This window comes from Streptomyces panacea (assembly GCF_040560175.1).
Classification (GTDB): Bacteria; Actinomycetota; Actinomycetes; order Streptomycetales; family Streptomycetaceae; genus Streptomyces; species Streptomyces panacea.
The window spans coordinates 15,996-41,674 of the sequence record NZ_JARJHW010000053.1 but is presented as its reverse complement, the minus strand read 5'-3'; the positions used below and the strand labels follow the sequence as shown (position 1 = coordinate 41,674).

The following is a 25,679-nucleotide window of genomic DNA, read 5'->3' as shown; positions in this document are numbered from 1 at the left end:
CAGCCTCTCGCGCACCCGCAGACGGGGACCCAGCAGCTTCCCCCGCCCCAGGGCGCCCACCCGCAGCATCCCCAGCCCACCCAGTGGCTCCAGTACGACCCCTGGAGCACCCCCGGGCAGCAGCAGACGCTGTCGTACCCCGACCCGGGGGAGCCCCGGAAGCAGCGCCGGGGCATCGGCTTCGTGGGCGCGCTGGCGCTCGCGCTCTGCATCGCCGTCATCGGCGGTGGCGTCGGCGCGTACATCGAGCGCAACGGCGGCCTCACCAGCGTCGAACTGCCCCAGGCGGGCAACGACGGCGGGGGCCGCCCGGCCGACAGCGTCGCCGGGATCGCCTCCAGCGCCCTGCCGAGCGTCGTCACCCTCCATGTCAGCGGCGGCGGCGAACAGGGCACGGGCACCGGCTTCGTCCTGGACCGCACGGGCCACATCCTGACGAACAACCACGTGGTCGACCCCGCCGGTGACTCCGGCGACATCTCGATCACCTTCAGCGGTGGCGAGACCGCCAAGGCGAAGCTCGTCGGCAAGGACAGCGGCTACGACCTCGCCGTCGTGAAGGTCACCGGAGTCTCCGGACTCAAGCCGCTGCCGCTCGGCAATTCCGACAACGTCCAGGTCGGCGACCCGGTCGTCGCGATCGGCGCGCCCTTCGACCTCCAGAACACCGTCACGGCGGGCATCATCAGCGCCAAGGAGCGCCCGATCACCGCCGGCGGCGAGAAGGGCGACGGCAGCGACATCAGCTACGTCGACGCCCTCCAGACCGACGCGCCGATCAACCCCGGCAACTCCGGTGGCCCGCTGGTGAATTCGAAGGCGCAGGTCATCGGAATCAACAGCGCGATCCGCGGCGCCGACGGCGGCGGTACGCCCGACGGTGCCCAGGCCGGTTCCATCGGCCTCGGCTTCGCGATACCGATCAACCAGGGCAAGCGCGTCGCCGAGGAGCTGATCAACACCGGCAAGGCGTCGCACCCCGTGATCGGTGTCACGCTCGACATGGAGTACACGGGCGACGGCGCCAAGGTCGGTGCGAAGAGCGCCGGCGGCGGACCTTCGGTCGAGGAAGGCGGCCCGGCCGCGAAGGCGGGCATCAGGACCGGCGACATCATCACCGAGGTGGACGGCCAGCGGGTGCACAGCGGCGAGGAGCTGATCGTGAAGATCCGTTCGCACCGCCCGGGTGACGAACTGGAGCTGACACTGACCCGCGGAGGTAAAGAGCGGACCATGACTCTGGTTCTGGGCAGCGCGGAAGGCAGGTGAGTGTCGAATGAAGGTACCGTCCGGCCAGGTCCGCCGGGTACCGTGGAGCGGCCCGGGCCTCGACCCATCACAGGCCAGGCCGACAAGGTCTCGCCTGCGGGCACGGAGAACACAAGGAGCAGCTAGGTGTTCAATGACATAGGCGCGCTCGAGCTGGTGACGCTCGTGATTCTCGCCGTGCTCGTCTTCGGCCCGGACAAGCTGCCCAAGGTCATCCAGGACGTTTCCCGTTTCATCCGGAAGGTGCGCGAGTTCTCCGACAACGCGAAGGAGGACATCCGCTCCGAGCTGGGACCGGAGTTCAAGGACTTCGACTTCGAGGACCTCAACCCCAAGAAGTTCGTCCGAAAGCAGTTGTCGGAGCACGAGGACGACCTGGGGCTGAAGGAGATCCGCAGTAGCTTCAACCTCAAGAAGGAAATCAACGACGTCGCGGACTCGGTCCACGACAAGGGCGGCGACACCGCCGCGAGCGGGGGCGGCGCGAGTGACGCCGTGGCGCCGAGCCTGACGAAGAGCCCTTCCGGCACCTCTGACCTGCTCAAGAAGCCGGAAAAGCCCCAACAGGCCGATCGCCCCCCGTTCGACGCAGACGCCACCTGAGCCCACCCTGCCCGGCGAGTTGGTAACGGGTGGCTATCCTCCATCTGTCCGGTAGTGAGACGTCCGTGAGGGCGGGCCGCTCCGGACTCCGAGATAGAGGAGGCGGTCCGGACAGATGGAGACGACAAGTCGGGTAGGGGCCCAGGGCGCGGCCGGCACGGCGGACGGGGTGTCGGGTGCCCGGCGCACGGTCGAGGGCTATCTGCGGGCCACCTTCCCCTGGTACGGACTGGACGACGCGTTCACCGGCCCCAGATGGCTGATGCAGGTGGGCACGGCGGCGGACGGCACCGTGCAGCACGGCTCCACGGGACACGGCGAGGAGCCGTCGATAAGACCGGACGCGTCAGGCGCGGAGAAGGAACGCTTCGCGGCCGTCGTCACGGTCGTCGCGAGCCCCGTACGGCACAGCGGTGACGGCACGGGCGTCCTGGACGCCACGACGGTGTCCTCCGCGGCCTGGCTGGCCGGTTCGGCGCTGCTGCAGTCGACCTGGCCCGCGCAGCTCGACCACACGCTGCGCGACGACTGGCTGGACCAGCAGACCGAGACGGCCTTCGAACTGGCCGACGACCTGGAGGGCTCCGCCTGGTCGGTTCTCTCGCTCCCCGTGGACGGCGTCCCGACGCCGTTCCACTATCGCGAATCCGAATTCGGCTGGGTCCTCGCGGGCTCGACGGGCCCTACCGACCCGGCCGGGGGCGGCGGGGTGCACATCGGCGCGTACGGGCGTGGCATGAGCGCGTACGGCCTCGGCTTCTCGGTGATCGAGGACATCAACTCGTACGTCCCCCAGTAACCGGGGAACACCGCCCGGCGCACGGGTAAGGGGCGTCTGCCATGGCAGACGCCCCTTACCCGTGCCGTCAGAACAGTCAGAACTTGTTACGCGGCGTCAGACCCAGCGTCATGCCCGCCAGGCCGCGCTGCCGCCCGCCCAGCTTGCCCGCGATCGACCTCAGCGCCGCGCCCGCGGGGGAGTCGGGGTCGGAGAGCACGACGGGCGTGCCGTCGTCGCCGCCCTCCCGCAGCCGTACGTCGATCGGGATCGCGCCGAGCACCGGCACCGAGGCGCCGGTCGTCCGCGTCAGCCCGTCGGCGACCCGCTGGCCGCCGCCCGTCCCGAACACGTCGATGATCTCGTCGCAGTGCGGGCACGGCAGGCCCGCCATGTTCTCGACCACGCCGACGATCTTCTGGTGGGTCTGTACGGCGATGGACCCGGCCCGCTCCGCGACCTCGGCGGCGGCCTGCTGCGGCGTGGTGACCACCAGGATCTCGGCGTTCGGCACGAGCTGCGCCACCGAGATCGCGATGTCGCCCGTCCCCGGCGGCAGGTCGAGCAGCAGCACGTCCAGATCGCCCCAGAACACATCGGCCAGGAACTGCTGGAGCGCGCGGTGCAGCATCGGTCCGCGCCACACCACCGGGGAGTTGCCGGGAGTGAACATGCCGATCGAGATGACCTTCACGCCGTGCGCCGACGGCGGCATGATCATGTTCTCGACCTGGGTGGGCTTCCCGTCGGCCCCCAGCATGCGCGGCACGCTGTGCCCGTAGATGTCCGCGTCGACGACGCCGACCTTCAGACCGTCGGCGGCCATCGCCGCTGCCAGGTTGACCGTCACCGACGACTTGCCGACGCCGCCCTTGCCCGAGGCGACCGCGTACACGCGGGTCAGCGAGCCGGGCTTGGCGAAGGGCACCTCGCGCTCGGCCGTACCGCCGCGCAGCGACGAGGCCAGCTCCTTGCGCTGCTCGTCGCTCATCACGTCGAGCGTGACGTCGACCCGGGTGACGCCGGCGACGGAGGCGACGGCCTCCGTCACGTTCGTGGTGATCGTCTCGCGCATGGGACAGCCGGACACCGTGAGATAGATCGTGACAGCCACCGCGCCGTCCGCCCCGATGTCGACCGATTTGACCATGCCGAGGTCGGTGATCGGCCGGTGGATCTCGGGGTCGTTCACCGTCGCCAGTGCTGCGCGTACCGCGTCTTCCGCGGGAGCGACGGTTCCGTGCGTGTCGGTAGCCATAGGGAGATGGTACGGCGCGGCGCGCACGCTCCGGAAAGCGCGTCAGCGCTCCGGGCGGTCGGATTCGTCACGTCGCCGCGTCGGTTCGGCGGGCGGCAGGACATGTTGCTCGGCCAGCTCACGCACCAGGTCCTGGAGCTCCGAGCGGATCCAGTCACGGGTGGCGACCTCACCGAGCCCCATCCGCAGCGAGGCGATCTCGCGGGTCAGATACTCGGTGTCGGCGATGGAGCGCTCGTTCTGCTTGCGCTCCTGCTCCTGGGTGACCCGGTCCCGGTCGTCCTGGCGGTTCTGCGCCAGCAGGATCAACGGGGCCGCGTACGAGGCCTGGAGGGACAGCGCCAGCGTCAGGAAGATGAACGGGTACTCGTCGAAACGCACCGCCGGCGGCGCGAAGATGTTCCACAGAACCCACACGATGATCGTCAGCGTCATCCAGACGATGAAGCGACCCGTCCCGAGGAACCGCGCGATCCGTTCCGAGAGCCGGGCGAAGGCCTCGGGGTCGTAGTCCGGCAGCAGCCTGCGCCTCGGCGTGCGCGGCTGATCGAGCCGTCCGCGCGGCCCACGCGCCACGGCGCTCGCTCCCGGGACCGCCGTGGCCCTTTCCCTCGACGGGTCCTTGTCCGGGCGCTCAACCGCCACTCGTGGCCTCCTCCAGGCCGTGGAACCCGGTCTCCCGCCAGTCGTCGGGCAGCAGGTGGTCCAGGACGTCGTCGACGGTCACGGCGCCGAGCAGCGAGCCGCTCTCGTCGACGACCGGCGCGGCCACCATGTTGTACGTGGCGAGATACCCGGTGATGTCGGGCAGCGGCGTATCGGGCGCCAGCGGCGGCAGGTCGCTCTCCACGATCGAGCCGACCAGAGTGAACGGCGGGTCGCGCAGCAGCCGTTGGAAGTGCACCGTGCCCAGGTACTTGCCCGTCGGTGTCTCGTCCGGCGCCCGGCACACGTAGACCTGCGCGGCCAGCGCGGGCGAGAGCGTCTGCCGGCGTACCCGCGCCAGCGCGTCGGCGACCGTCGCGTCCGGCCGCAGCACGATCGGCTCGGTCGTCATCAGGCCGCCCGCGGTCCGCTCCTCGTACGCCAGCAGCCGGCGCACGTCGGCGGCGTCGTCGGGGCGCATCAGCGCCAGCAGCCGCTCCTTGTCCTCCTCGGGCAGCTCCGAGAGCAGGTCGGCCGCGTCGTCCGGGTCCATCGCCTCCAGGACGTCGGCGGCCCGGTCGTCGTTCAGCTTGCCCAGGATCTCCACCTGGTCGTCCTCGGGCAGCTCCTCCAGGACGTCGGCGAGCCGGTCGTCGTCGAGGGCCGCCGCCACCTCCGCGCGCCGCTTCGGCGTCAGATGGTGCAGCACGTTGGCCAGGTCGGCGGGGCGCAGCCGTTCGAAGGTCGCGACGAGATTCTCGGCGCCCTGGCCGTCCTCCTCCAGCGTGAAGCCGGTGACCGCCGACCAGTCGACGGTCAGCGTCTCGCCGCGCCGCCGCAGCGCGCCGGCCTTGCCGCGCCGGACGAAGACCTTCCCGATCTCCCACTCGCGGCGGGCGGGCAACTGCTGGACGGCGACATCGAGGACGGTCACCTGCTCGTCGCTCTCCACGAGCTGTACGCGACGGTCGAGCAGCTCGCCCAGGACCAGCCGCTCCGTGGGACGTTGCTCGAAGCGCCGCATGTTGACCACGCCGGTCGTGATCACCTGACCCGAGGCGACGCCCGTGATGCGCGTCATCGGCAGGAAGATCCGGTGCCTGCTGAGCACTTCGACGACCATGCCGAGCACCCGGGGCGGACGGCCGCCGACGCGCAGCATCGCCACGAGATCGCGTACCCGTCCCACCTGGTCGCCGTTGGGGTCGAAGACCGGCACGCCGGCGAGGTGCGAGACGAAGACCCGGGAGGCGCCCGACGCCATCACGCGCTCCTCCCTGTCCGCGACAGTCTCTGTCTGTCGGTGTCTGTCTCTGTCTGTCCGTATGTGGTGTCTCCGGCCTTGACCGTGACGCCCGTGACTGTCCCCGTATCGACCGCGACAACGGGTTCAGGCTAGCCCGTACCGCTCCGTGCCGCCCTGGCGGATCCGTCCGTACGGTACGGGCGATCCGTCGCCGGGGCTCGTTGTCGATGGGCGTGGTCGGCACGGGTACGCTGCGGTCTGCCGTCCCCCCTCACGTATGAGAGGCAGTGCGTTCGTGACCCTTCTTCGGTCCTCCGCCCGACTTTGCCGGGCCGCGATTCCCGTGGCTCTCTGCGTCGGGATGACCGTCGCGCTCACGGCGTGCGGCAGCGACGAGGATCCGGACGCGGGGACGAACGGCGTCGGCAAACTGTCGGCCGCCGGGATCGAGAAGAAGGCGAAGACCGCCGCCGAGAGCGCGGACGCGGTGCGCCTGGCCGGCACGGTCGTCACCGACGGGCAGACGTACAAGCTCAACATGTCGCTCAAGGAGGCCGGCGGGACCGGGTCGGTCAGCAGCAAGACCGGCGGCACCTTCGAGCTGCTGCGCGTCGAGGACGAGCTGTTCCTGAAGGCGGACGCGGGCTTCTGGAGCCACGCGGACGACAAGGGCGGCGACGGCGGGTCGGGCGAGGCGCCCAGCGAGGCCGACTCCGAGGCCGCGGAGAAGCTCGACAACAAATACGTGAAGGTCCCCGAGGACGATCCGGCCTACGACCAGCTGCGGGGCTTCACCGACAAGAGCGTGCTGCTCGACGGGCTGCTGGGGCTGCACGGCAAGCGCGGCAAGGGCGACCGCGCCGAGATCGGCGGCGTACGCACGATCACGGTCAACGGCGACGGAGGCGCGGGCGGCTCGCTGAACGTGTCGCTGGAAGGCACGCCGTACCCGCTGCAACTGGCCCGCGCGGGTGACGCGGGGACGCTCACGCTCACCGACTGGGGCAAGGACTTCCCCCTGGAGGCGCCGGCCGAGGGCGAGATGGTGGACTACGGCAGCACGCTGCCGAGCACCTGAGTCCCGCCCGGCGGCCGTCAGTCCTTCTTCTTCCGCTTGAACAGCAGCCGCGGCACGGCCGCCGGGGCCGGCTGACGCGTCGTCGCCGATGTCGGCAGCGGCGTCGCTGCCTGCGAGTCCTGCGGCAGGTCGGTGATCGCGTCGCGCGGCTCCAGGCGCAGCACCCGTGACTCGCGCGCCCAGCGGTCCGTCATCTCGTCGAAGTCCGGCGCGTTGAGCCGCTTGCCCTTCAGCTCGGCCACAGCGCTCTCCCACGCCTCCGTACGAGGAGCGAGTTCGGTGACGGACGCGGTCCAGGCCACCAGCCGCCCGCCCTTGTCCTTGCTCCGTACGGTCACCTCGGCGGTGGAGCCGTCGACCAAACCCGGCAGGGGCTGCTCGCCGGCGCCGTCCCCGACGATCAGCGCGGCGCCGTCGAGCCAGACGTGCCACAGGGCGCGGGCGGGCCCGCCCGCCCGCACCCAGATGAGGCCGGACTTCTTGGTGGCCTCCTCGACGAGCGCCTTGCCGAGGAGCGATGAGCCGGGAGCGGTTTCTGTCATACCCGGCAGCCTAGGCCGTGTCTTCGAAGTCCCGCTTGGCCCGCGGGCGGACGGCGCTACTTTGAAGACACGACCCAGGGGGTGCGGTCGAACCGGCCCCGGGCCGTGCCCCGGAGCCCTACAGCCACCCGTTGCGCTTCAGCGTCCGGTGGATGGAGAGACAGATGACGGCGATGCCGCACAGCACCATCGGGTAGCCGTACCTCCAGCCGAGTTCCGGCATGTGCTCGAAGTTCATGCCGTAGACGCCGCAGACCGCCGTCGGTACGGCGATGATCGCCGCCCAGGAGGTGATCTTGCGCATGTCCTCGTTCTGCGCGACGGTCGCCTGCGCCAGATTGGCCTGGAGGATCGAGTTGAGCAGCTCGTCGAAGCCGATGACCTCCTCGTGCACCCTGGCCAGGTGGTCGGCGACGTCGCGGAAGTACTTCTGCACGTCCGGTTCGACCAGCCGCATCGGACGCTCGCTCAGCAGCTGCATCGGGCGCAGCAGCGGCGCCACGGCCCGCTTGAACTCCAGCACCTCGCGCTTGAGTTGGTAGATCCGCCCGGCGTCCGAGCCCGGCGGGCTGCCCTTGGCGGGCGCCGAGAACACGGCGATCTCGACCTCGTCGATGTCGTCCTGCACGGCGGCGGCCACCGCGATGTAGCCGTCGACCACATGGTCGGCGATGGCGTGCAGGACCGACGAGGGCCCTTTGGCGAGCAGTTCGGTGTCGTCCTCCAGCCGGTGCCGCAGCGCGCGCAGCGAGCCCTTGCCGCCGTGCCGCACGGTGATGACGAAGTCCCGGCCGGTGAAGCACATGACCTCGCCGGTCTCCACGACCTCGCTGGTCGCGGTCAGTTCGGCGTGCTCGACGTAGTGGATGGTCTTGAAGACGGCGAAGAGGGTGTCGTCGTACCGCTCCAGCTTGGGCCGCTGGTGGGCGTGTACGGCGTCCTCGACGGCGAGCGGGTGCAGCCCGAACTCCTCGGCGATACCGGCGAATTCGGCCTCGGTCGGCTCATGGAGGCCGATCCAGGCGAAGCCGCCGCCCTTGCGCACCTCCAGCATCGCCTCGTGCGGGGTGAGGCACGGCTCGTCCTTCATCCGGCGGCCGTCGCGGTAGACGGCGCAGTCGACGACGGCGCTGGACGCCGAGGGGTCGCGGGTGGAGTCGTACGTGCTGTAGGCGGTGTTGCTCTTGCGCAGGGACGGACGGACCGCCGCACGCAGGTCACGGATCATCGACATGGCTGGCTCCTCACGGAGAGGCCGTCGGCGGGGCGTGGCGCAGCCCGGAACGGGGACGTGACGCGCGTACGTGCTGACACGAGATCGGAACGGCGTGACATGACGTGCCACGACGCTGCGCGTATACGTCCGCAAAGCGGGCGGCACCGCGAGGACGCGGTGACGGCGTTCGCTACAGACAGGCAAAACAGTGCTGGTGCAGTGCTCTTCCGTCGTGCGACAAGCCGCGGGCCTGTACGGGGCAGGGCCTCAGACGAGAGAGGCGGTACAGCGCGAGGAAGAGCGGCTGGTACTGGCCGGGTGACTTCGATCCACCGCAGCCCCACCTCCTCCGGCCGGTCCCCCGTAGGGGATGACGTGTGTCGGGACTGGAGAGCGACGCTTCGGCGCGCTGTCCCGACCGGCGGCCCAGACTAGCAGTCGATCGGGGCCAATTTGGTCTCTTGCCCGTTAAGGCGGCGTTCTATGCTCACCGGATGGCAGAAGTTCTTTCTCTGGTCGAGGCCCGGTTGCGTACCGCCCTCGGCGAACCGGACGCGCGCGCCGCGATGACGTTCGTGGGCACGGACCGTGTCGAGGTGCTGCGATTCCTCGACCCCGGGGAGTCACCGGGCTCCGACGTCGGCGCCGTCGTGCGGTACGCCACGCTGGGGATGTCCGCGCGGCCGATGGCCGACCCGACGGTCGTCGTCCCCGACCCGGCGCGGGGGCCGCGCGCCGAACTGGTCCTGTCCGTACGCGCCGGGCTCGCCGACACCGACAAGGTGCTGCACCCCCTCGCCGTGCTGGCCGTGTCGCCCCAGGTCGAGGGCCTGGTCGTGTCCGCGGGGGCCTCGCTGGAAGTCGGTGAACCCCTGTGGCCGGGTGCGCCGTTCAGCTCCGTGCTCGTCGGGGAGTCCGGCGGACTGGTCCCCGATCTGGAACTGGAGGCGCCGCTCGAACCCGTACGGTTCCTGCCGCTGCTCCCGATGACGCCCAACGAGGCCGCGTGGAAGCGGGTCAAGGGCGCGCAGGCGCTCCAGGAGCGGTGGTTGGCGCACGGGACGGACCTGCGCGACCCGCTGCGCGGCTCGGTCCCGCTGGACTGACGATCCGCCGTATCGACGTCGTGCCGCACAGGCGTCGTGCCGGACCGAGGAGTACGTGTAAGCGCCCGGGAACCCCTGAACCCCGTACGCCGCCAAGAGGAGTACCCGTCTCGTACAGGCCGCCGGTATTTGCCGCCGTTCTGTGCCGGACGGGTGATCGTCCTTGACGGGGCGCCGACCGGGGAGGACCGTTGGGCGGCATGAGGGGCGAACCAGGTTGCCCGAAGTGCGGTGGCCGGGTCAGGGCGCCCGGTCTCTTCGCCGACTCCTGGCAGTGCGACACCCACGGCACGGTGCATCCGCTGCAGCCGGTAATACCGCCCAGCGTCGAAGCCCTCGGGGTCGTGGTGAACCGCGCCCGCGTCCCCGTCTGGATGCCCTGGCCGCTCCCCGTCGGCTGGCTCTACACCGGCGTGGCGTACGCGGGCGACGACCGCAGCGGTGGCCGGGCCACCGCCGTCGCGTGTTCGGGCCCCGGCCCGCTCGGCGGCTCGGGAGAGCTGCTGCTGGTCGCCGAGGAGCTCGGTGTCGGACTCGGGGCGCGGTACGCGGGGATCGACGGGCCCGACCCGGGCCCGAGCATCTGTGTCGACAAGCCCCCGCACGCCAAACTGCTGGCCGCCGGCCGCCCCACCCCGCTCTGGCACGTGCCAGAGGCCCCACCGGACCGCGCGGTCTTCGCGGGCGAGGCGCTCGGGCTGTGGCTCTGGGCGATCGTCTGGCCGGAGCAGACGGGGCTGCTGATGTACGACGAGCTGGTGCTGACCGATCTGCGTGACGCGGGCGCCGAGGTGGACCTGCTGCCGTGCGGGGCGCTGTCCCAGCGCCTGCTGAGCTGAGAGTCCGCGCGGCACAGGACCGGGCGCTGACGGACCCGGGGCGGACCATGGGCGGACCAGGGGCCCGACCGTCCGGGACGGTCTTGCGCGCCCGTTATCCTGGAGCGTCCCCTGCCCGTCCGAGCCCTTGGAGTACGCGTCGTGCGCATTGATCTGCACACCCACTCCACGGCGTCGGACGGTACGGACACCCCGGCCGAGCTGGTACGCAACGCCGCCACCGCCGGTCTGGACGTCGTCGCGCTCACCGACCACGACACGACCCGGGGTCACGCCGAGGCGCTCAAGGCCCTCGCCGAGCTGGACAGCGGCCTCACCCTCGTCACCGGCGCCGAGCTCTCCTGCCGGGCCGACGGTGTGAGCCTGCACATGCTGGCGTACCTCTTCGACGCCGACGAGCCCCAACTGCTGCGCGAGCGTGAGCTGGTGCGCGACGACCGGGTGCCGCGCGCGCGGGCGATGGTGGCCAAGCTCCAGGAACTGGGCGTGCCGATCACCTGGGAACAGGTCGCCCGCATCGCCGGGGACGGTTCGATCGGCCGCCCGCACGTCGCGTCGGCGCTCGTCGAGCTGGGCATCGTGGGCTCGGTCGACGAGGCGTTCACCTCCCGGTGGCTCTCCGACCACGGCCGGGTGTACGTGCCCCGGCACGAGTTGGACCCCTTCGAGGCGGTCCGGCTGGTCAAGGCCGCCGGCGGCGTCACCGTCATCGCGCATCCGCTGGCCGTGACCCGGGGCGCGGTCGTGGCCGAGGCGGCGCTCGCGCGGCTGGCCGAGGCGGGCCTCGACGGCGTCGAGGTCGACCACATGAACCACGACGAGCCCACACGCGCACGGCTGCGCGGACTCGCCGCCGAGCTGGGGCTGCTCACCACCGGCTCCAGTGACTACCACGGCACCCGGAAGACCGTCCGGCTCGGGGAGTACAGCACCGACCCGGAGATCTACGGCGAGATCGTCCGGCGCGCCTCGGGCGCGTTCCCGGTCCCCGGCGCGGGCGGACACGCGTAAGCGACCCGTGCAGGCGTGTAGGCACGCACCTCGCGTACCGCCCGCCCATCGCTTGCCGCCCCGTGCCGCCCCGTAAGCGGTCGCGTAGCGCGTCCCCGCTCCATCCACCCACTCCTCGCAAGGCCACACCGTGTTCGACGCCGCCGTTTTCGGTTCCCTCTTCCTGACCCTCTTCGTGATCATGGACCCACCCGGGATCACGCCGATCTTCCTCGCCCTCACCTCCGGGCGCCCCGCCAAGGTCCAGCGCAGGATGGCCTGGCAGGCGGTGGCCGTCGCCTTCGGTGTGATCACCGTCTTCGGCATCCTCGGCCAGCAGATCCTCGACTATCTGCATGTGTCCGTCCCCGCGCTGATGATCGCCGGCGGACTGCTCCTCCTGCTCATCGCGCTCGACCTGCTCACCGGCAAGACCGACGAGCCCAAGCAGACGAAGGACGTCAACGTCGCCCTCGTACCGCTGGGCATGCCGCTCCTGGCGGGCCCCGGCGCGATCGTCTCCGTCATCCTCGCAGTGCAGCACGCCGACGGCGCGGCGGCGCAGGTGTCGGTGTGGGCGGCGATCGTGGCGATGCACGCCGTGCTCTGGCTGACGATGCGCTACTCGCTGGTGATCATCCGGCTGATCAAGGACGGCGGCGTGGTGCTGGTGACCCGGCTCGCCGGAATGATGCTCTCGGCCATCGCCGTGCAGCAGATCATCAACGGCGTCACCCAGGTCGTGCAGGGCGCGTGACACCAAAGCGCCCCCGCACGGATGGTCCGTACGGGGGCGTCTCGACAGGTGCCGATCAGTGGATCACGTGGATCCCGGAAACTATGAGGCCGTGGTGACGGCCGGTCGGATATAGAGGCGCTGCCCTGTTGAGGCGGCCTGCTGCACGATCTGATTGACGGAGGCGGCGTCCACGACGGTGCTGTCGACGGCGGTGCCGTCAGCATCGTTCAGTCGCATGATCTCGAAGCGCATATCGCTTCTCCCTTCGTCTGATCCTCCGTAGGAGAACTGTGTGTGACGGGTAGCCCGTCGTTGATTACATAAGGCCACAACGCCTTGCCCTCTGCAAACATTCCCTACACTAAGGAAATTTTTCGGTTGGCTAACTACTGGCGGGTACGGTCGCGCCCCCGGACAATGGACCCCGTATGAGCGAGGCAGAGATCAACCCCGACATCGCCGAGGTCGGCGCCCGCCTGGAGCACACCAACGAACTGCTCCAGCGGATGCTCGCCGAGGTCGCCAAGACGCCCTCCACCCACGCCATTTTCGTCGACGCGGGTTACGTCTACGCTGCGGCCGGATTACTTGTAGCGGGGACCGAGGACCGGCGGGCCTTCGATCTCGACGCCGAAGGGCTCATCGAGGCGTTCATCGACAAGGCGCGCACGATATTCGCGGACAGCAGGTTGCTGCGGGTCTACTGGTACGACGGCGCGCGGCGGCGTATCCACACGCCCGAGCAGCAGTCCATCGCGGAGCTGCCCGACGTCAAGGTCCGCCTCGGCAATCTCAACGCCAACAATCAGCAGAAGGGCGTCGACTCACTGATCCGCACGGATCTCGAATCGCTCGCCAGACACCGCGCCATCAGCGACGCCGCGCTGGTGGGCGGTGACGAGGACCTGGTGTCCGCCGTCGAGGCCGCGCAGGGGTACGGCGCCCGCGTCCATCTCTGGGGCATCGAGGCCGGCGACGGGCGCAACCAGGCCGAGCCGCTGCTGTGGGAGGTCGACAGCCAGCGCACCTTCGACCTCGACTTCTGGAAGCCGTACGTGACACGGCGGCCCGTCACCACGTACGAGAACGAGGGCGATCCCCCGCCCTCGCGCGAACAGGTGCGCTTCATCGGCGCGCAGATCGCCGCGACCTGGCTGGTCGGGCGCGGGCGGGTGGCGATGGCGGAGCTGCTGCCGGGCCATCCGTATCTGCCGGGGCCCGTGGACCAGGACCTGCTGATCGAGGCGGAGAAGCTGCTGCAACGGTCGCTGCGCGGCCACGCCGTACTGCGACGGGCCCTGCGGGACGGGTTCTGGCAGCACCTGGAGGCGCAGTTCTGAGCGCCTTGGCTCTCAGCTACGGGTGTCGTCCCAGAAGGCGCTGAGCGCGGCGGCCGTACGCAGCGGCTGATCGGTGTTCGGTGAGTGCTCGGCGCCCTCGATCACCGTCCGGCGCGCGTCCAGCCGCCGCGCCATGTCGTCGAGCAACGGCACCGGCCAGGTGTCGTCCCGCTCGCCGGAGACCACGTGCTTGGGCAGCGGCCGTACGGCGGCCAGCTCGGCGACCCGGTCCGGCTCGACCGTCAACTGCCGCCCCGTAGCGATCAGTTGGACGGGATTGTGGCGCAGCCAGCGGCGGCGCAGATCCGCGCCGTCGCCGTCGACATCCGTCTCCTCCGGCGGGTCCATCGCGCGGATGCCCTCCCAGACCTGCTCCATGTCCATGTGCGTGAGCACCAGGGCCTCGCTCAGCAGCCGTACCCGCTCCTGCTGGGAGGGGGCGATGCGGGCGGGGCCCGAGGAGATCAGCGTCAGCGTCAGAAACGGCTCGGCGTCCGTGAGCACGGCCGCGCGGCTGATCTGCCCGCCCAGCGAGTGCCCCACGAGATGGACCGGCGCTCCGACCGCCTCGGCCTGCGCCAGCACATCCGCCGCCAACTCCTCCTGGGCGTACGCCTCTTGGGAGTCGGGACCGTCGGACTCGTACTGCCCGCGACCGTCCACGGCGACGGCGCGATAACCGGCCGCGGTGAGCGGTACCAGCATCGCGATGAAGTCCTCCTTACTGCCGGTGAATCCGGGCAGCAGGAGGGCGGTGCCCCGCGGCGTCCCCTCGGGCCGCGCGTCGAGCACGGCGAAGTGCCCGCGTCGCGTCGACAGCTGGAGCGCGCGGGTGCGGGGCGGGGGAACGAACGTGGGCGGCCGGCTCATGCGACGAGCGTAAGACCCCGCGCCCACCGCCGCCTCACCCGGCCGGGGCGCCTCCTACCGAGGGCGGCACACACGCCGATGGCCCGGCACCCCTGCGGGGCCGGGCCATCGGTGTTGAAGCGTCAGCTCTCGGGCTGGGCGACCGCCGCGCGCGTACGGCGGCGGCGCGGCTTGGCCTCGGCGGCGGGGGCGTCGGCCTCCGCGGCGTCGGCGGCCTTCACCGTCTCGGCCTCGACCGGGGCCTTGGCGGCGCGTGTACGGCGCCGGGGCTTGGTCTCGGTCTTCGTCCCGGCGTCCACGTCGGCGACCGCGCCATCGGTGACCGCGGCCGGAGCCGCGCTCTCGACGGTGTCCACGGCCTCGACCGCGGGCTTGGCGGCGCGCGTACGACGACGGCGCGGCTTGGTGGCCGACTCGGCGTCGGCCGCGTCCTCGGGCTGGGCCATCGGCTCGACGAACACCTCACGCGCGGGCTCGGTGACGGTCGTGGCGACCGCCACCGCCGCGTCGGCGGGCACGCTCACGCGCGTACGCCGACGACGACGCGGGATACGCGGCTCGTCGGCGCCCTCGACGGTGTCGGCCACGTCGGCCGCCGTCGGGACCGTCTGTGCCTCGCCGGCCTCCAGGGACGTCCCGCCGCGTGTACGGCGGCGCTGGCGCGGTGTACGCGTACGCGCCGGGCGCTCCTCCTGTACGACGGCGGCCGTACGCGCCGGCGGACCGGCGGACTTGCGGCCGCGACCGCCCGTCTCGCCCAGGTCCTCGACCTGCTCCGCCGACAGACCGGCACGCGTCCGGTCCGTACGCGGCAAGATGCCCTTGGTCCCCGCGGGGATGTCGAGCTCCTCGAAGAGGTGCGGCGAGGTGGAGTACGTCTCCGGCGGGTCCGGGAAGCCCAGGTCCAGCGCCTTGTTGATCAGCTGCCAGCGCGGGATGTCGTCCCAGTCGACCAGCGTCACGGCGATGCCGGACGCGCCCGCGCGGCCGGTGCGGCCGATGCGGTGGAGGTAGGTCTTCTCCTCCTCGGGCGACTGGTAGTTGATGACGTGCGTCACGCCTTCGACGTCGATACCGCGGGCGGCGACGTCGGTGCAGACGAGGACGTCCACCTTGCCGTTGCGGAACGCGCGCAGCGCCTGCTCACGCGCGCCCTGGCCCAGGTCGCCGTGGACGGCGCCCGAGGCGAAGCCGCGCTGGGCCAGCTGGTCGGCGATGTCGGCGGCCGTACGCTTCGTACGGCAGAAGATCATCGCGAGCCCGCGGCCCTCGGCCTGGAGGATGCGCGCGACCAGCTCCGGCTTGTCCATGGAGTGGGCGCGGTAGACACGCTGGGTGGTGTTGGCGACCGTCGCGCCCGCGTCGTCGGGCGACGTGGCGCTGATGTGCGTCGGCTGCGACATGTAGCGACGGGCGAGACCGATGACCGCGCCCGGCATGGTCGCCGAGAACAGCATCGTCTGGCGCTTCGGGGGCAGCAGCTGGATGATCCGCTCGACGTCGGGCAGGAAGCCCAGGTCGAGCATCTCGTCGGCCTCGTCCAGGACGAGTCCGCGCACGTGCGACAGGTCGAGCTTGCGCTGGCCCGCCAGGTCGAGGAGCCGGCCCGGTGTGCCGACGATCACGTCGACGCCCTTCTTGAGGGCCTCGACCTGCGGCTCGTAGGCGCGGCCGCCGTAGATCGCCAGCACGCGCACGTTGCGCACCTTGCCGGCGGTCTGGAGGTCGTTGGTGACCTGCTGGCACAGCTCGCGGGTGGGGACGACCACGAGGGCCTGCGGGGCGTTGGTCAGCTGCTCGGGAACGGCCCGGCCCGCCTCGACATCGGCGGGGACGGTGACGCGCTCCAGGAGCGGCAGGCCGAAGCCGAGCGTCTTGCCGGTGCCGGTCTTGGCCTGGCCGATGACATCCTTGCCGGACAGTGCGACCGGGAGGGTCATCTCTTGGATGGGGAACGGAGACATGATGCCGACGGCTTCTAGTGCTTCGGCTGTCTCGGGGAGGATTCCGAGGTCTCGGAAAGTCGTAGTCAGGGTGCTGCCTCTTCTGTGAGACGCGACGCGAGGCGAACGCTGGGGGTCGTACCGCACCTGGGTACTCGGCCGGCCGTGGATTGGCCGGATGGCGCGGGACCACTGCCGTCGCTCGAGCGCTCGTGCCGCTGAGGGGGCCCCTCATCTGCAGGTCGTACGCAGCTGTGCATACGGTCCGCGCGGAGGGCGGTCGGGGTCGGAGCCGATCGGGCCACCGACCGGGCATCCTCATGGGGCCTGTCCGGGACAGATCTCCCGGTCAAACACTGCGATGGCCCACCGAATACTCGGCAGGCGCATTACCACTGTACCTCGGAATCGCGCATGTGTGTTGGACGAATTCGTCGGAACAGTGTGAGGGCACTTGCCGGCCGGGCCCTTACCCCGTGCGCGGAGCGGGCTCTGCGCCGTGCGGCGAGCGGGCTATTGTGCGCTGCATGGAGACGTCTGACAACGCCACTGCGCCCGAGTCCACACCGGGGTCCGCGCCCGGATCCACGGCCGGATCCGCCCCCGCAGAACACACGGGGATCGCCGCCCAGGACTGGGCGACCGCCTCCGCCGATCCGAGGTACCGGGCCGCGGTCGTGGATCTGCTGGGAGCACTCGCCTACGGCGAACTGGCGGCCTTCGAGCGGCTCGCCGAGGACGCCAAACTCGCGCCGACGCTGGACGACAAGGCGGAACTCGCGAAGATGGCCTCCGCGGAATTCCACCATTTCGAGAGACTGCGCGACCGGCTCGGCGAAATCGACGCCGATCCGACGGGCGCGATGGATCCTTTCGCCGCCGCGCTGGACGACTTCCACCGCCAGACCGCGCCGTCGGACTGGCTGGAGGGTCTGGTCAAGGCGTATGTGGGCGACTCGATCGCCAGTGACTTCTACCGTGAGGTGGCCGCGCGGCTGGATTCCGACACCCGCGGTCTGGTGCTCGCTGTGCTCGATGACACAGGGCACGGCAATTTCGCGGTGGAGAAGGTCCGCGCCGCGATCGAGGCGGAACCGAGGGTCGGCGGGCGGCTCGCGCTCTGGGCGCGGCGGCTGATGGGTGAGGCGCTGTCGCAGGCGCAGCGCGTGGTGGCCGACCGGGACGCGCTCTCGACGATGCTGGTGGGCGGGGTCGCCGACGGCTTCGACCTGGCCGAGGTGGGCCGGATGTTCTCGCGGATCACCGAGGCGCACACGAAGCGGATGGCGGCGCTGGGACTGGCCGCCTGAGACCGGTTGCCTCGGGCCGGTTGCCCGAGGCCGTCCGTCCGAGGCCGCGGGAGCGTCAGGAGGGCATCGGCCGGCGCAGGACATGGCCCGCGGGGCGGAGCAGCAGCGAGAGCAGGACCGCCCCGACAACCACCGCGCCGATCAGTGTCGCGACGAAGTGACCGGGGCCGAGCGCCGCGTGCGTGAGCATCGCGCCGAAGAGGGAGCCCAGGGACCCCGCGGCGAGCACGGGGCGGCGGGAGGGGAGCCGGTGGGGCAGCCGCTGGAGCGCGGCCCACGAGGCACCCAGTCCGAGCAGGACCGCACCGAGAGCTTCCAAGATCACCGCTGATCACCTCACCACGTGCGCTGGCCGATCGAGTCGTAGCCCGGTCTACCCGGAGTGCGCGCGGGGCAACCCTCCGCGATCCGAAGACCCAGCAAAGGAGTGGCCCGGCGGGAGATCCCGCCGGGCCACTCCTCTGTCTCTGTGGTGCTGTTCCGCCGTTTCGAACTAGAGAGCGCCGAAGCCCACCCGTCGGGTCGTCGGCTCGCCGATCTCCACGTACGCGATCCGTTCGGCCGGTACGAGCACCTTCCGCCCCTTTTCGTCCGTGAGGCTGAGCAGCTTCGCCTTGCCGGCGAGTGCGTCGGCCACGGCGCTCTCGACCTCCTCGGCGGACTGCCCGCTCTCCAGAACGATCTCGCGGGGCGTGTGCTGCACGCCGATCTTGACCTCCACCGCTATGTCCCTCCGAACGGTCAGTGCGTTGCGCGGTCAACCGCGCGGTACCCAGCACACATTAGCCCGGAGAGACGGCGCTCAGGACGGTGGCCGGGCACGCCCGCAGCGAACACGGACCGCGCCGGGAGCCCGTCAGGCGCCGGGGTGCTGCTCGCTGCCGTGCAGCGGGAATCCGGCGATGCCGCGCCAGGCGAGCGAGGTGAGAAGTTCCACTGCCTTGTCCCGCGGGATGACCGACTCGCTGGAGAGCCAGTACCGCGCCACCACCTGGGAGACGCCGCCGAGTCCGACGGCCAGCATCATGGACTCCTCCTTGGAGAGGCCCGTGTCCGACGCGATCACGTCGGAGATCGCCTCCGCGCACTGGAGCGCCACCCGGTCGACGCGCTCGCGCACGGCGGGCTCGTTCGTCAGGTCGGACTCGAAGACCAGCCGGAACGCGCCGCCCTCGTCCTCGACGTAGGCGAAGTACGCGTCCATCGTGGCCGCGACCCGGAGCTTGTTGTCGCTCGTCGACGCCAGGGCCGTACGCACGGCGTTCAGCAGGGCCTCGCAGTGCTGGTCGAGAAGGGCCAGGTAGAGGTCCAGCTTTCCCGGGAAGTGCTGGTAGAGGACGGGCTTGCTGACGCCGGCCCGCTCCGCGATGTCGTCCATCGCCGCGGCATGGTAACCCTGTGCGACGAAGACTTCCTGAGCCGCACCCAGAAGCTGATTGCGTCGAGCGCGGCGTGGCAGGCGCGTGCCTCGCGGGCGCGCCGCCTCGGTCTGCTCTATGGCTGTCACGCCGCCTCCCAGAATTGTTCCGTGCGCGCTGTGCGCCGCCTTGCCATCGTACTTTTGGGTAACCCGGCTGTGCGTGGTCAGGCCGCAGAATTTCACGGACCGGACAGCCGGGGGAGCCTGATATCCGGCCGGCCGCGAGGGCGGCGGCGGAAAAAAGTATCCAATGCCGACAAAAGGCGAACCCGGTCCCGAGCGGCCGCTCAGCGGTAGTCGTCCTCGTCGAGAGAGACGATACGCGCCTGTTCGGCGGCGTCGGTCTCGTCGGCCTCGGCCGTATCGACGGGGGCCGGCGGATCGTCGTCGGACGGTTGGACGTCCGTGTGCTGCTCGGCGGCGTCGGCCTCCGGGGTCTCCTCGCCGAGTTCCTCGAGTTCGCCGGAATCCGCCCCCGCGCCGCGATCTTCCTCGTCGATGTCGTTCGGGAATGTGTCCGGGTCGCTCGGGTCCGCCGACATGGGGCGCCCTTTCTTCTCCGGTCGTCTTCCGTCTTCTTCCGCCGTCCATTCGCGAAATGAGGCGAATACGTACGCGTACTTACGAGGGTAGGAGGTCCGCACCCTCGACGCTATGCGTCCTGTGACGGTGAACACGCGAAACGGCGTGTGATCGTCTCGTAACATTGCCCGCATGTCTTCGACCGAGCTGCCGGAAACCCTCGCCGCCGTTGTCCCGCGCGTGAGCACCGTCCGGGTCGCCGACGGCGAGCGGCTTCGTTCGCTGGCCCTGCCGGGGCTGACCCTGAACGTGCGCTCACGGCCCCCGACGCGCCCCGGAGCGCCGCGCGCGCTGTACGTGCACGGCCTCGGCGGCTCCTCGCAGAACTGGTCCGATCTGATGCCCCTGTTGGCCGACGTGGTCGACGGCGAGGCGGTCGACCTGCCCGGCTTCGGCGACTCCCCGCCGCCGGCCGACAGGAACTACTCGATCACGGCCCACGCGCGGGCCGTGATCCGGCTGCTCGACGCGGGCGGGCACGGCCCGGTACATCTCTTCGGCAACTCCCTGGGGGGCGCCGTATCGACCCGGGTCGCCGCCGCCCGTCCCGACCTGGTGCGCACCCTCACCCTCGTCTCGCCCGCGCTGCCCGAGATCCGCGTGCAGCACAACGCCCTGCCGACCGCCCTGCTCGCCGTGCCCGGCGTCGCCGCGCTGTTCGGGCGCATGACGCGCGAGTGGACGGCCGAGCAGCGCACCCGCGGGGTGATGGCCCTCTGTTACGGAGACCCCGGCCGGGTCTCCGAGGAGGGGCTGCGGAACGCGGTGGAGGAGATGGAGCGGCGGCAGGGTCTTCCGTACTTCTGGGAGGCGATGACCCGCTCCGCGCGGGGCATCGTCGACGCGTACACCCTCGGCGGCCAGCAAGGGCTGTGGCGCCAGGCCGAGCGGGTCCTCGCGCCGACACTGCTGGTGTACGGAGGGCGGGATCAGCTTGTTTCGTACCGTATGGCACGAAAGGCGTCCGCCGCTTTCCGTGATTCCCGACTCCTGACGCTTCCGGACGCCGGGCATGTTGCCATGATGGAGTACCCGAAGGTGGTCGCGGAGGCCGCGCGGAGTCTCATCCAGGAGTCCGACGGGGTGACAGGTGAGACGAACGGGCGTGCCGGTCGTAATGACGGTGGAGACGCCAACACCTTCGGCAGTAGTGGCGACAGCGGTGACAACGACAGTGGCGGGAGCTGATCCGGGGCGTGGGACGACACAGCCGTAAAGGCCCCGCACCCCAGGGATCCGACAGCAAGAAGCGCGCCCCCGCCGCGAGCGGCCCACCGGCCGGTGAGCGGGAGACACGGCCCGTCCCGCCTCCCGGAGAGCGGGGACGCGCGGCGCCGCCGTACGGCACACCCGCGCACGGCGTGCCGCAGGTGCGCGGCGGGCATCCCGAGCACCGTGAGCCGGGCGGTGGCTGGGGCGATCAGCAGGGGTACGGGGACCGGCAGGGCGAGTCGCAGGGACCCCCGTACCCGCAGGGGCCGCGCGGGCAGACGCGTTCGGCCACCGGGCGGCGCCGAGTGCCCGGACCGCGCCGCGAGTTCGTCGACGCCTTCGACGCGCCGCCCCCTCCGTACGGATCCGGCGTAGGCGCCGACTTCGGTACGGACGCCGACTCGTCGCGGTGGCGGCCCGATCCGTACGCCCCCGTGACCGACTGGGACGACGAGGGCAGTCGTCCCCGCGTGGCCTCCGCGGCCGACTCCGGCCGTGGCTCCGTCCGGGGCGATCCCGAGGCCGCCCCGGACGCCGAGGGCGAGGGGGAGCGGCCCGCCAAGGGCGGTCTGGGGCGCACCTTCACCGGCATCGCCGCGGCGGCCGTGACCACGGTGCTCGTCGTCGTGGTGGCCGGTCAGGTCACCGGCGGCCGTGACTCCCGGACCGACGCGCTGCCCTCCGGCGGGCTCGCCCGCGACGGCGAGGACGCCGCCTCGCGCTCGGACGGCAGGCCGACCCCGAAGGAGCCCGTGGTGCAGGCCCCGGCGCTGCCTCCCACCTACGGTCAGTTGATGGCCAGGCAGTTCCCGCTGGCCGCCGACCTCAAGGGCTCGGGCGAGTTCGACGCTGTCCCCGGACTCGCCGAGGCACCCGGTGAGGGCCGCAAGGTCCGCTATCGGATCGACATCGAGAAGGGCCTCGGCCTCGACCGCAAGCTGTTCGCCGACGCCGTACAGAAAACCCTGAACGACGACCGGAGTTGGGCCCACAACGGGGCCATGACCTTCGAGCGGATCGCCGGTGGCTCACCGGATTTCGTTATCACGCTGGCCAGTCCCGGGACGACGGCCGAGTGGTGCGCCAAGTCCGGTCTGGACACCACCGTCGACAACGTCTCCTGCGACTCCGCCGCGACCGATCGCGTCATGATCAACGCGTACCGCTGGGCGCGGGGGGCCAAGACGTACGGCTCCAAGGCGATGCTCACCTACCGGCAGATGCTGATCAACCACGAGATCGGGCACCGGCTCGGGTACGGCCACGTGAGCTGCCGGACCCCGGGCTCGCTCGCGCCCGTGATGCAGCAGCAGACCAAGACGCTCGATCTCGACGGCGTGAAGTGCAAGCCCAACCCGTGGGCGTTCCCCGGCAGTTGAGGCGTCGGCCGCAGCTTGACGCAGTGTGACGGGATAGGTCCTTACCGCGACGGAACGCTACCGCGGTGGGAAAGTTACGTGCATTCACCCCTTCTGGTGGTGCGACGGACAACCGTCCGCCGTTCCACCGTCATGTCCGCTTACGGTCGTCCCGCTGTGAGTCGCCGATCCAACGGCGGCTTCCCACAAGGGAGATCGGGGGGGTGCTCGTGCGGATCGGACTACTCACGGACGGTGGCTACCCGTATGCGACGGGTGAGTCCAGGCTGTGGTGCGACCGGCTCGTACGCGGGCTCGGACAGCACGAGTTCGACATCTACGCGCTCAGCCGCAGCGCCGACCAGGAGGGCAACGGCTGGATTCAGCTGCCGCCCTCCGTACAGCGGGTCCGCACCGCGTCGCTCTGGTCGGCGGAGGGTGACGGGAGGGCGTACGGACGGCGTGAACGACGGCGCTTCGTGGGGCACTTCGGAGATCTGATCACCGCCGTCTGCACCCCGGACCAGAGCCGGGACGAGACCCAGGACAGGGGCGCCACCGAGGGGGCGGGCGGCGACGGCGCGCGCGGTGTGAGCGCCTTCGCCGAAGGGCTGTACGGGCTCGCCGAACTGGCGCGCGAGCGCGGCGGCCTGTCCACGGCCCTGCGTTCGGAGACCGCCGTACGGATCCTCGAATCCGCCTGCCACATCCCCGGCGCACGCCGGAGCGTGCGCGGTGCCACCGTCCCCGACTACCTGGTCTTCGCGGAGCAGCTGGAGCGCGCGCTGCGCCCGCTCTCCCTCGACTGGTACGACGACGACGGCCTCGGCGCCGTCGATCTGTGCCACGCCACGACGGGCGGATCCGCCGCCCTGCCCGGACTGCTGGCCAAACGCCTCTTCGGCGCCCCCCTGCTGGTCACCGAGTACGGCGTCCAGCTCCGCGCCCACTACCTGGCCGCCGGGCCCGGCGGCGACGCGCCCCTGCGCGCGCCGGTGCGCGCCCTGCTCGCGGCCTTCCAGGGTCGCCTCGCCGCCGAGGTCTACCGGCAGGCCACCGTCATCACCCCCGGCAACACCCACGCCAGACGGTGGCAGGAACGCTGCGGCGCGGACCGCGCGAAGCTGCGCACCGTCTACCCGGGAATGGAGACGGAGCGCTTCTCGGCGCTGGGCGAGCGCAATGAAGGCGGATTCGGGGGCGACGGCGGCGACGGTCGTGACGGTGGCGATCCGCACACCCTTGTCTGGGTCGGCCGGATCGAGCCCGCCAAGGACCTCATCTCCCTGCTGCACGCCTTCGCCGACATCCGTAAGGAGGAGCCCGAGGCGCGGCTGCGGATCATCGGCGCCGCGGCGCAGGGCGCGGAGGCGACGGCGTACCTCGCGCACTGCCGGGCGCTGGCCGCGCAGTTGTTCCCCGACGAGGCGGCCGACGCGCACGCCGTGGGCGACAACTGCGTCTCCTTCGAGGAGGTCGGCGGGCCCGGGGCGCCGGAGCTGGTGGACGCGTACGCGGCGGGCGGGGTGATCGTCCTGTCCAGCATCGTCGAGGGTTTTCCGGTCAGTCTGGTCGAGGCGATGTTCTGCGGGCGCGCGACGGTCTCCACCGACGTCGGCGCGGTCGTCGAAGTCATCGGTGGTACGGGGCTGGTGGTGCCCCCGCGCAATCCGCGGGCGCTCGCCGACGCCTGTGTCGCGCTGTTGCGCGACCCGGAGCGGCGCGAACGGCTGGGCGCCGCCGCGCGGGCCCGTGCCCTCGAACTCTTCACCGTCGAGCAGAACCTGGCGGCGTTCCGCGGCATCTATCTGGAGCTGATCTCGCACGCCCCGGTCCGGCGCCCCGCCGACACCGTGGACGCGCACGGCGAACCGCTGCCGTTCGCCAACCCGGCGGAGGCGTACGTACCGGGTCACTGGACCGCCGGACAGGCCAGGACCGTACCGATACCGGTACCGACGCCGGCGCCGGTACCGATGGTGCCTCCCGTGTCGATGCCCCTCCCCTTACCCGTGGCCGGGTCCTCACCGGCGGTGCCGCGAGCGTCGCGTCCTACGGAGGCGGTCGGCGTGGGCGCCGGACAGGCCCTGGGGGAGAGCGATGTCTGACCCGGGCACCGCATCCACGACCACCCCGTCGGGGACGACGAGACTCGCGCGGCGCGCGGGCCCGGCCGACCCCGTCAAGACGCTGATGCACAGCCACCGCGAACTCTGCGAACGCGCCGTCGACCCGCTGGAGATCGCCGCCGGACTGGAGGCGCACGGCGTCACCGACCGCGCTGCCGCGCGCTTCCGCCACCGGGACGTCTTCTCGCTCGCGGAGGAGCTGTACGCGCGCGTGCCGCGCGCCGCAGACAGCGGCCCGGACGCCGTCGGAGCGACCACGCCGCATCCGGCGCGTTCCACCGATCCGCGCGCCGGATGGGCGCTGCGCGCCCTGCTCCCGGGCGCCGTGTGCGCGGTCGCGCTCGTCGTCCTGCGGCAGGTCGACGCGCCGGACGGCGCCGGCGCGGCAATCCGTCTCGCGACCGGCGCGGCGGGGGCCGTCGCGCTCACCGTCGCACTCCGGCGCGGCCCGCTGCGCGTCGAGGGCCACACGGCGCGCGTCTCGCGGCTGTGGGTGTGCTGGCTGCTGGCGTACGCGCTGTACGGCGACGGGCTGCTGCACGCAGGGACCGGCGCCGGGCCGCCCGGGACGGCGCCCCCGGACGAGACGGCGGCGCCGCTGGTGGCCCTGGCGTTCGCCGTGGTTCCCGCCGCCTGGTGCGCGCATCTGCTGTCCGTCCAGGCACGGCGCAGGCTCACCGACAGCCGTGGACTGGCCGAGTTCGCCTCCCGGACCCGGCCGGTGCTGCTCGCTCTGCTCGCCCTGTACGCCGTCGCGCTGACGGCCCTGGCCGTCCTCGCCGAACTCGTCTTCGGCGGCGGCCGGGGCACGGGCGCCGGTCACCCCGTCGCGACCGTGGCCCTCGGCTGTCTGCTGCTCCTCGCCCGGCTGCTCACCGTCCACGGCTTCCCCAAGGCGGCGGCGACCGGCCTCGTCACCGCCTGCGCCGCCGAGGCGTCCGCCCTCGTCCTCGCCACGGTGGGCCGTGTCCCCGGCCTGGAGACCGTCTCCGCCCCTGTCCGGGCCCTGGTCGACGCGGGGGGAGCCGGAGCCGTACCGGCCGTCGCCTGCGGCGCCGCCGCGCTCGGGCTGCTGACCTACGCCGCGGTCGCCCTGTCCCGGGCCTCGGCCCACACCTGACCGGCGGCCGGCGACCACCGGCGCACGCCCCCGTCCGGGCCGCACCTCCGGACCCACAGACCTCCCGCGGAGCCGACGCCGCGGGC

At 71.4% G+C, this 25,679-nt stretch carries 26 protein-coding genes; 14 read left to right on the top strand and 12 right to left on the bottom strand.

The genetic code is table 11. From position 1 onward, the window contains the following. The 3 genes from P3L51_RS15540 to P3L51_RS15530 all read left to right on the top strand — a co-directional run. The coding region (locus P3L51_RS15540) for a S1C family serine protease (protein WP_354605797.1) at positions 1–1,269 on the top strand (1,269 nt) is incomplete at its 5' end. Positions 1,270–1,395: 126 nt separating this feature from the next. Further along, positions 1,396–1,872 carry a sec-independent translocase gene (locus tag P3L51_RS15535; protein ID WP_354605796.1) on the top strand — a complete coding sequence of 159 codons (477 nt, stop codon included), beginning with the start codon at positions 1,396–1,398 and terminating at the stop codon, positions 1,870–1,872. Positions 1,873–1,987: 115 nt separating this feature from the next. Continuing rightward, entirely contained in the window at positions 1,988–2,671 is a 684-nt protein-coding gene (locus P3L51_RS15530) for a hypothetical protein (protein ID WP_354605795.1), read from the top strand. 76 nt (positions 2,672–2,747) lie between these two features. Here the strand turns inward: P3L51_RS15530 and P3L51_RS15525 are convergent, their stop codons facing one another. The 3 genes from P3L51_RS15525 to P3L51_RS15515 are packed head-to-tail and all read right to left on the bottom strand — an operon-like array spanning position 2,748 to position 5,817. After that, positions 2,748–3,908, bottom strand: a complete 1,161-nt coding sequence (locus P3L51_RS15525; RefSeq protein WP_354605794.1) for an Mrp/NBP35 family ATP-binding protein — start codon at positions 3,906–3,908, stop codon at positions 2,748–2,750. Positions 3,909–3,950: 42 nt separating this feature from the next. Then, the gene (locus P3L51_RS15520; RefSeq protein ID WP_354605793.1) at positions 3,951–4,553 is read right to left on the bottom strand and encodes a DUF1003 domain-containing protein; all 603 of its coding nucleotides are present in this window, start codon (positions 4,551–4,553) and stop codon (positions 3,951–3,953) included. Continuing rightward, entirely contained in the window at positions 4,543–5,817 is a 1,275-nt protein-coding gene (locus tag P3L51_RS15515; protein ID WP_354605792.1) for a magnesium transporter MgtE N-terminal domain-containing protein, read from the bottom strand. Before P3L51_RS15515 ends, P3L51_RS15520 begins: the two co-directional genes overlap by 11 nt. A gap of 343 nt (positions 5,818–6,160) precedes the next feature. On the opposite strand from P3L51_RS15515, the gene P3L51_RS15510 reads away from it, so the two are divergent. After that, the gene (locus tag P3L51_RS15510) at positions 6,161–6,877 is read left to right on the top strand and encodes a hypothetical protein (protein WP_354605791.1); all 717 of its coding nucleotides are present in this window, start codon (positions 6,161–6,163) and stop codon (positions 6,875–6,877) included. Positions 6,878–6,894: 17 nt separating this feature from the next. On the opposite strand, the gene P3L51_RS15505 is transcribed toward P3L51_RS15510, so the two are convergent. Next, entirely contained in the window at positions 6,895–7,419 is a 525-nt protein-coding gene (locus P3L51_RS15505; RefSeq protein ID WP_354605790.1) for a hypothetical protein, read from the bottom strand. 118 nt (positions 7,420–7,537) lie between these two features. Next, positions 7,538–8,653 (bottom strand): magnesium and cobalt transport protein CorA, encoded by a 1,116-nt coding sequence (locus P3L51_RS15500; protein WP_354605789.1) that lies wholly within the window; start codon positions 8,651–8,653, stop codon positions 7,538–7,540. A 476-nt stretch (positions 8,654–9,129) separates the two neighbouring features. Here P3L51_RS15500 and P3L51_RS15495 point away from each other — a divergent pair, with 476 nt between their 5' ends. From P3L51_RS15495 to P3L51_RS15480, 4 genes are all read left to right on the top strand, one after another. Further along, entirely contained in the window at positions 9,130–9,741 is a 612-nt protein-coding gene (locus tag P3L51_RS15495; protein WP_354605788.1) for a suppressor of fused domain protein, read from the top strand. A 200-nt stretch (positions 9,742–9,941) separates the two neighbouring features. Then, positions 9,942–10,580: a DUF6758 family protein gene (locus P3L51_RS15490; protein WP_354605787.1), complete on the top strand. Its 639-nt coding sequence runs from the start codon at positions 9,942–9,944 to the stop codon at positions 10,578–10,580. A 141-nt stretch (positions 10,581–10,721) separates the two neighbouring features. Further along, on the top strand, positions 10,722–11,591 hold the full coding sequence (locus tag P3L51_RS15485; RefSeq protein ID WP_354605786.1) for a PHP domain-containing protein: 870 nt from the start codon (positions 10,722–10,724) through the stop codon (positions 11,589–11,591). Between the two features lie 130 nt (positions 11,592–11,721). Then, positions 11,722–12,327, top strand: a complete 606-nt coding sequence (locus tag P3L51_RS15480) for a MarC family protein (protein WP_354605785.1) — start codon at positions 11,722–11,724, stop codon at positions 12,325–12,327. Positions 12,328–12,408: 81 nt separating this feature from the next. Here the strand turns inward: P3L51_RS15480 and P3L51_RS15475 are convergent, their stop codons facing one another. Further along, positions 12,409–12,561 carry a DUF8834 family protein gene (locus tag P3L51_RS15475; protein ID WP_187280063.1) on the bottom strand — a complete coding sequence of 51 codons (153 nt, stop codon included), beginning with the start codon at positions 12,559–12,561 and terminating at the stop codon, positions 12,409–12,411. 176 nt (positions 12,562–12,737) lie between these two features. Here P3L51_RS15475 and P3L51_RS15470 point away from each other — a divergent pair, with 176 nt between their 5' ends. After that, on the top strand, positions 12,738–13,649 hold the full coding sequence (locus tag P3L51_RS15470) for an NYN domain-containing protein (protein ID WP_354605784.1): 912 nt from the start codon (positions 12,738–12,740) through the stop codon (positions 13,647–13,649). Positions 13,650–13,661: 12 nt separating this feature from the next. Here the strand turns inward: P3L51_RS15470 and P3L51_RS15465 are convergent, their stop codons facing one another. Together P3L51_RS15465 and P3L51_RS15460 are read right to left on the bottom strand one after the other, a co-directional pair. Next, complete coding sequence (locus P3L51_RS15465) at positions 13,662–14,519, bottom strand: alpha/beta fold hydrolase (RefSeq protein ID WP_354605783.1); 858 nt, start codon at positions 14,517–14,519, stop codon at positions 13,662–13,664. Between the two features lie 122 nt (positions 14,520–14,641). Beyond that, a complete protein-coding gene (locus P3L51_RS15460; protein WP_354605782.1) occupies positions 14,642–16,459 on the bottom strand; it encodes a DEAD/DEAH box helicase in 1,818 nt (605 codons plus the stop codon). Positions 16,460–16,989: 530 nt separating this feature from the next. On the opposite strand from P3L51_RS15460, the gene P3L51_RS15455 reads away from it, so the two are divergent. After that, positions 16,990–17,772: a ferritin-like fold-containing protein gene (locus P3L51_RS15455; protein WP_354605781.1), complete on the top strand. Its 783-nt coding sequence runs from the start codon at positions 16,990–16,992 to the stop codon at positions 17,770–17,772. A 55-nt stretch (positions 17,773–17,827) separates the two neighbouring features. Here P3L51_RS15455 and P3L51_RS15450 read toward each other — a convergent pair whose 3' ends face one another. The 4 genes from P3L51_RS15450 to P3L51_RS15435 all read right to left on the bottom strand — a co-directional run bounded on the left by P3L51_RS15450 (position 17,828) and on the right by P3L51_RS15435 (position 19,734). After that, positions 17,828–18,097: a hypothetical protein gene (locus P3L51_RS15450; protein WP_354605780.1), complete on the bottom strand. Its 270-nt coding sequence runs from the start codon at positions 18,095–18,097 to the stop codon at positions 17,828–17,830. Between the two features lie 168 nt (positions 18,098–18,265). Then, positions 18,266–18,493, bottom strand: a complete 228-nt coding sequence (locus tag P3L51_RS15445) for a DUF3107 domain-containing protein (RefSeq protein ID WP_023538836.1) — start codon at positions 18,491–18,493, stop codon at positions 18,266–18,268. Positions 18,494–18,628: 135 nt separating this feature from the next. After that, complete coding sequence (locus P3L51_RS15440) at positions 18,629–19,279, bottom strand: TetR/AcrR family transcriptional regulator (protein WP_354605779.1); 651 nt, start codon at positions 19,277–19,279, stop codon at positions 18,629–18,631. Between the two features lie 200 nt (positions 19,280–19,479). Continuing rightward, a complete protein-coding gene (locus P3L51_RS15435) occupies positions 19,480–19,734 on the bottom strand; it encodes an Rv3202a family protein (RefSeq protein WP_354605778.1) in 255 nt (84 codons plus the stop codon). A gap of 172 nt (positions 19,735–19,906) precedes the next feature. On the opposite strand from P3L51_RS15435, the gene P3L51_RS15430 reads away from it, so the two are divergent. From P3L51_RS15430 to P3L51_RS15415, 4 genes are all read left to right on the top strand, one after another. Further along, on the top strand, positions 19,907–20,962 hold the full coding sequence (locus P3L51_RS15430) for an alpha/beta fold hydrolase (protein WP_354605777.1): 1,056 nt from the start codon (positions 19,907–19,909) through the stop codon (positions 20,960–20,962). A gap of 8 nt (positions 20,963–20,970) precedes the next feature. Next, entirely contained in the window at positions 20,971–22,365 is a 1,395-nt protein-coding gene (locus P3L51_RS15425; protein WP_354605776.1) for a DUF3152 domain-containing protein, read from the top strand. Positions 22,366–22,574: 209 nt separating this feature from the next. Further along, the gene (locus P3L51_RS15420; protein WP_354605775.1) at positions 22,575–24,452 is read left to right on the top strand and encodes a DUF3492 domain-containing protein; all 1,878 of its coding nucleotides are present in this window, start codon (positions 22,575–22,577) and stop codon (positions 24,450–24,452) included. Continuing rightward, positions 24,445–25,593: a hypothetical protein gene (locus P3L51_RS15415; RefSeq protein ID WP_354605774.1), complete on the top strand. Its 1,149-nt coding sequence runs from the start codon at positions 24,445–24,447 to the stop codon at positions 25,591–25,593. Before P3L51_RS15420 ends, P3L51_RS15415 begins: the two co-directional genes overlap by 8 nt. Positions 25,594–25,679 lie beyond the last annotated feature (86 nt).

What these genes read in the sequence shown, in the direction of transcription:
- P3L51_RS15530 (WP_354605795.1), top strand. Translation starts at nt 1,988, where the DNA reads ATGGAGACGACAAGTCGGGTAGGGGCCCAGGGCGCGGCCGGCACGGCG.
- P3L51_RS15525 (WP_354605794.1), bottom strand. Translation starts at nt 3,908, where the DNA reads ATGGCTACCGACACGCACGGAACCGTCGCTCCCGCGGAAGACGCGGTA.
- P3L51_RS15515 (WP_354605792.1), bottom strand. Translation starts at nt 5,817, where the DNA reads ATGGCGTCGGGCGCCTCCCGGGTCTTCGTCTCGCACCTCGCCGGCGTG.
- P3L51_RS15510 (WP_354605791.1), top strand. Translation starts at nt 6,161, where the DNA reads ATGACCGTCGCGCTCACGGCGTGCGGCAGCGACGAGGATCCGGACGCG.
- P3L51_RS15505 (WP_354605790.1), bottom strand. Translation starts at nt 7,419, where the DNA reads ATGACAGAAACCGCTCCCGGCTCATCGCTCCTCGGCAAGGCGCTCGTC.
- P3L51_RS15500 (WP_354605789.1), bottom strand. Translation starts at nt 8,653, where the DNA reads ATGTCGATGATCCGTGACCTGCGTGCGGCGGTCCGTCCGTCCCTGCGC.
- P3L51_RS15495 (WP_354605788.1), top strand. Translation starts at nt 9,130, where the DNA reads ATGGCAGAAGTTCTTTCTCTGGTCGAGGCCCGGTTGCGTACCGCCCTC.
- P3L51_RS15490 (WP_354605787.1), top strand. Translation starts at nt 9,942, where the DNA reads ATGAGGGGCGAACCAGGTTGCCCGAAGTGCGGTGGCCGGGTCAGGGCG.
- P3L51_RS15475 (WP_187280063.1), bottom strand. Translation starts at nt 12,561, where the DNA reads ATGCGCTTCGAGATCATGCGACTGAACGATGCTGACGGCACCGCCGTC.
- P3L51_RS15470 (WP_354605784.1), top strand. Translation starts at nt 12,738, where the DNA reads ATGAGCGAGGCAGAGATCAACCCCGACATCGCCGAGGTCGGCGCCCGC.
- P3L51_RS15465 (WP_354605783.1), bottom strand. Translation starts at nt 14,519, where the DNA reads ATGAGCCGGCCGCCCACGTTCGTTCCCCCGCCCCGCACCCGCGCGCTC.
- P3L51_RS15460 (WP_354605782.1), bottom strand. Translation starts at nt 16,459, where the DNA reads ATGACCCTCCCGGTCGCACTGTCCGGCAAGGATGTCATCGGCCAGGCC.
- P3L51_RS15455 (WP_354605781.1), top strand. Translation starts at nt 16,990, where the DNA reads ATGGAGACGTCTGACAACGCCACTGCGCCCGAGTCCACACCGGGGTCC.
- P3L51_RS15435 (WP_354605778.1), bottom strand. Translation starts at nt 19,734, where the DNA reads ATGTCGGCGGACCCGAGCGACCCGGACACATTCCCGAACGACATCGAC.
- P3L51_RS15430 (WP_354605777.1), top strand. Translation starts at nt 19,907, where the DNA reads ATGTCTTCGACCGAGCTGCCGGAAACCCTCGCCGCCGTTGTCCCGCGC.
- P3L51_RS15415 (WP_354605774.1), top strand. Translation starts at nt 24,445, where the DNA reads ATGTCTGACCCGGGCACCGCATCCACGACCACCCCGTCGGGGACGACG.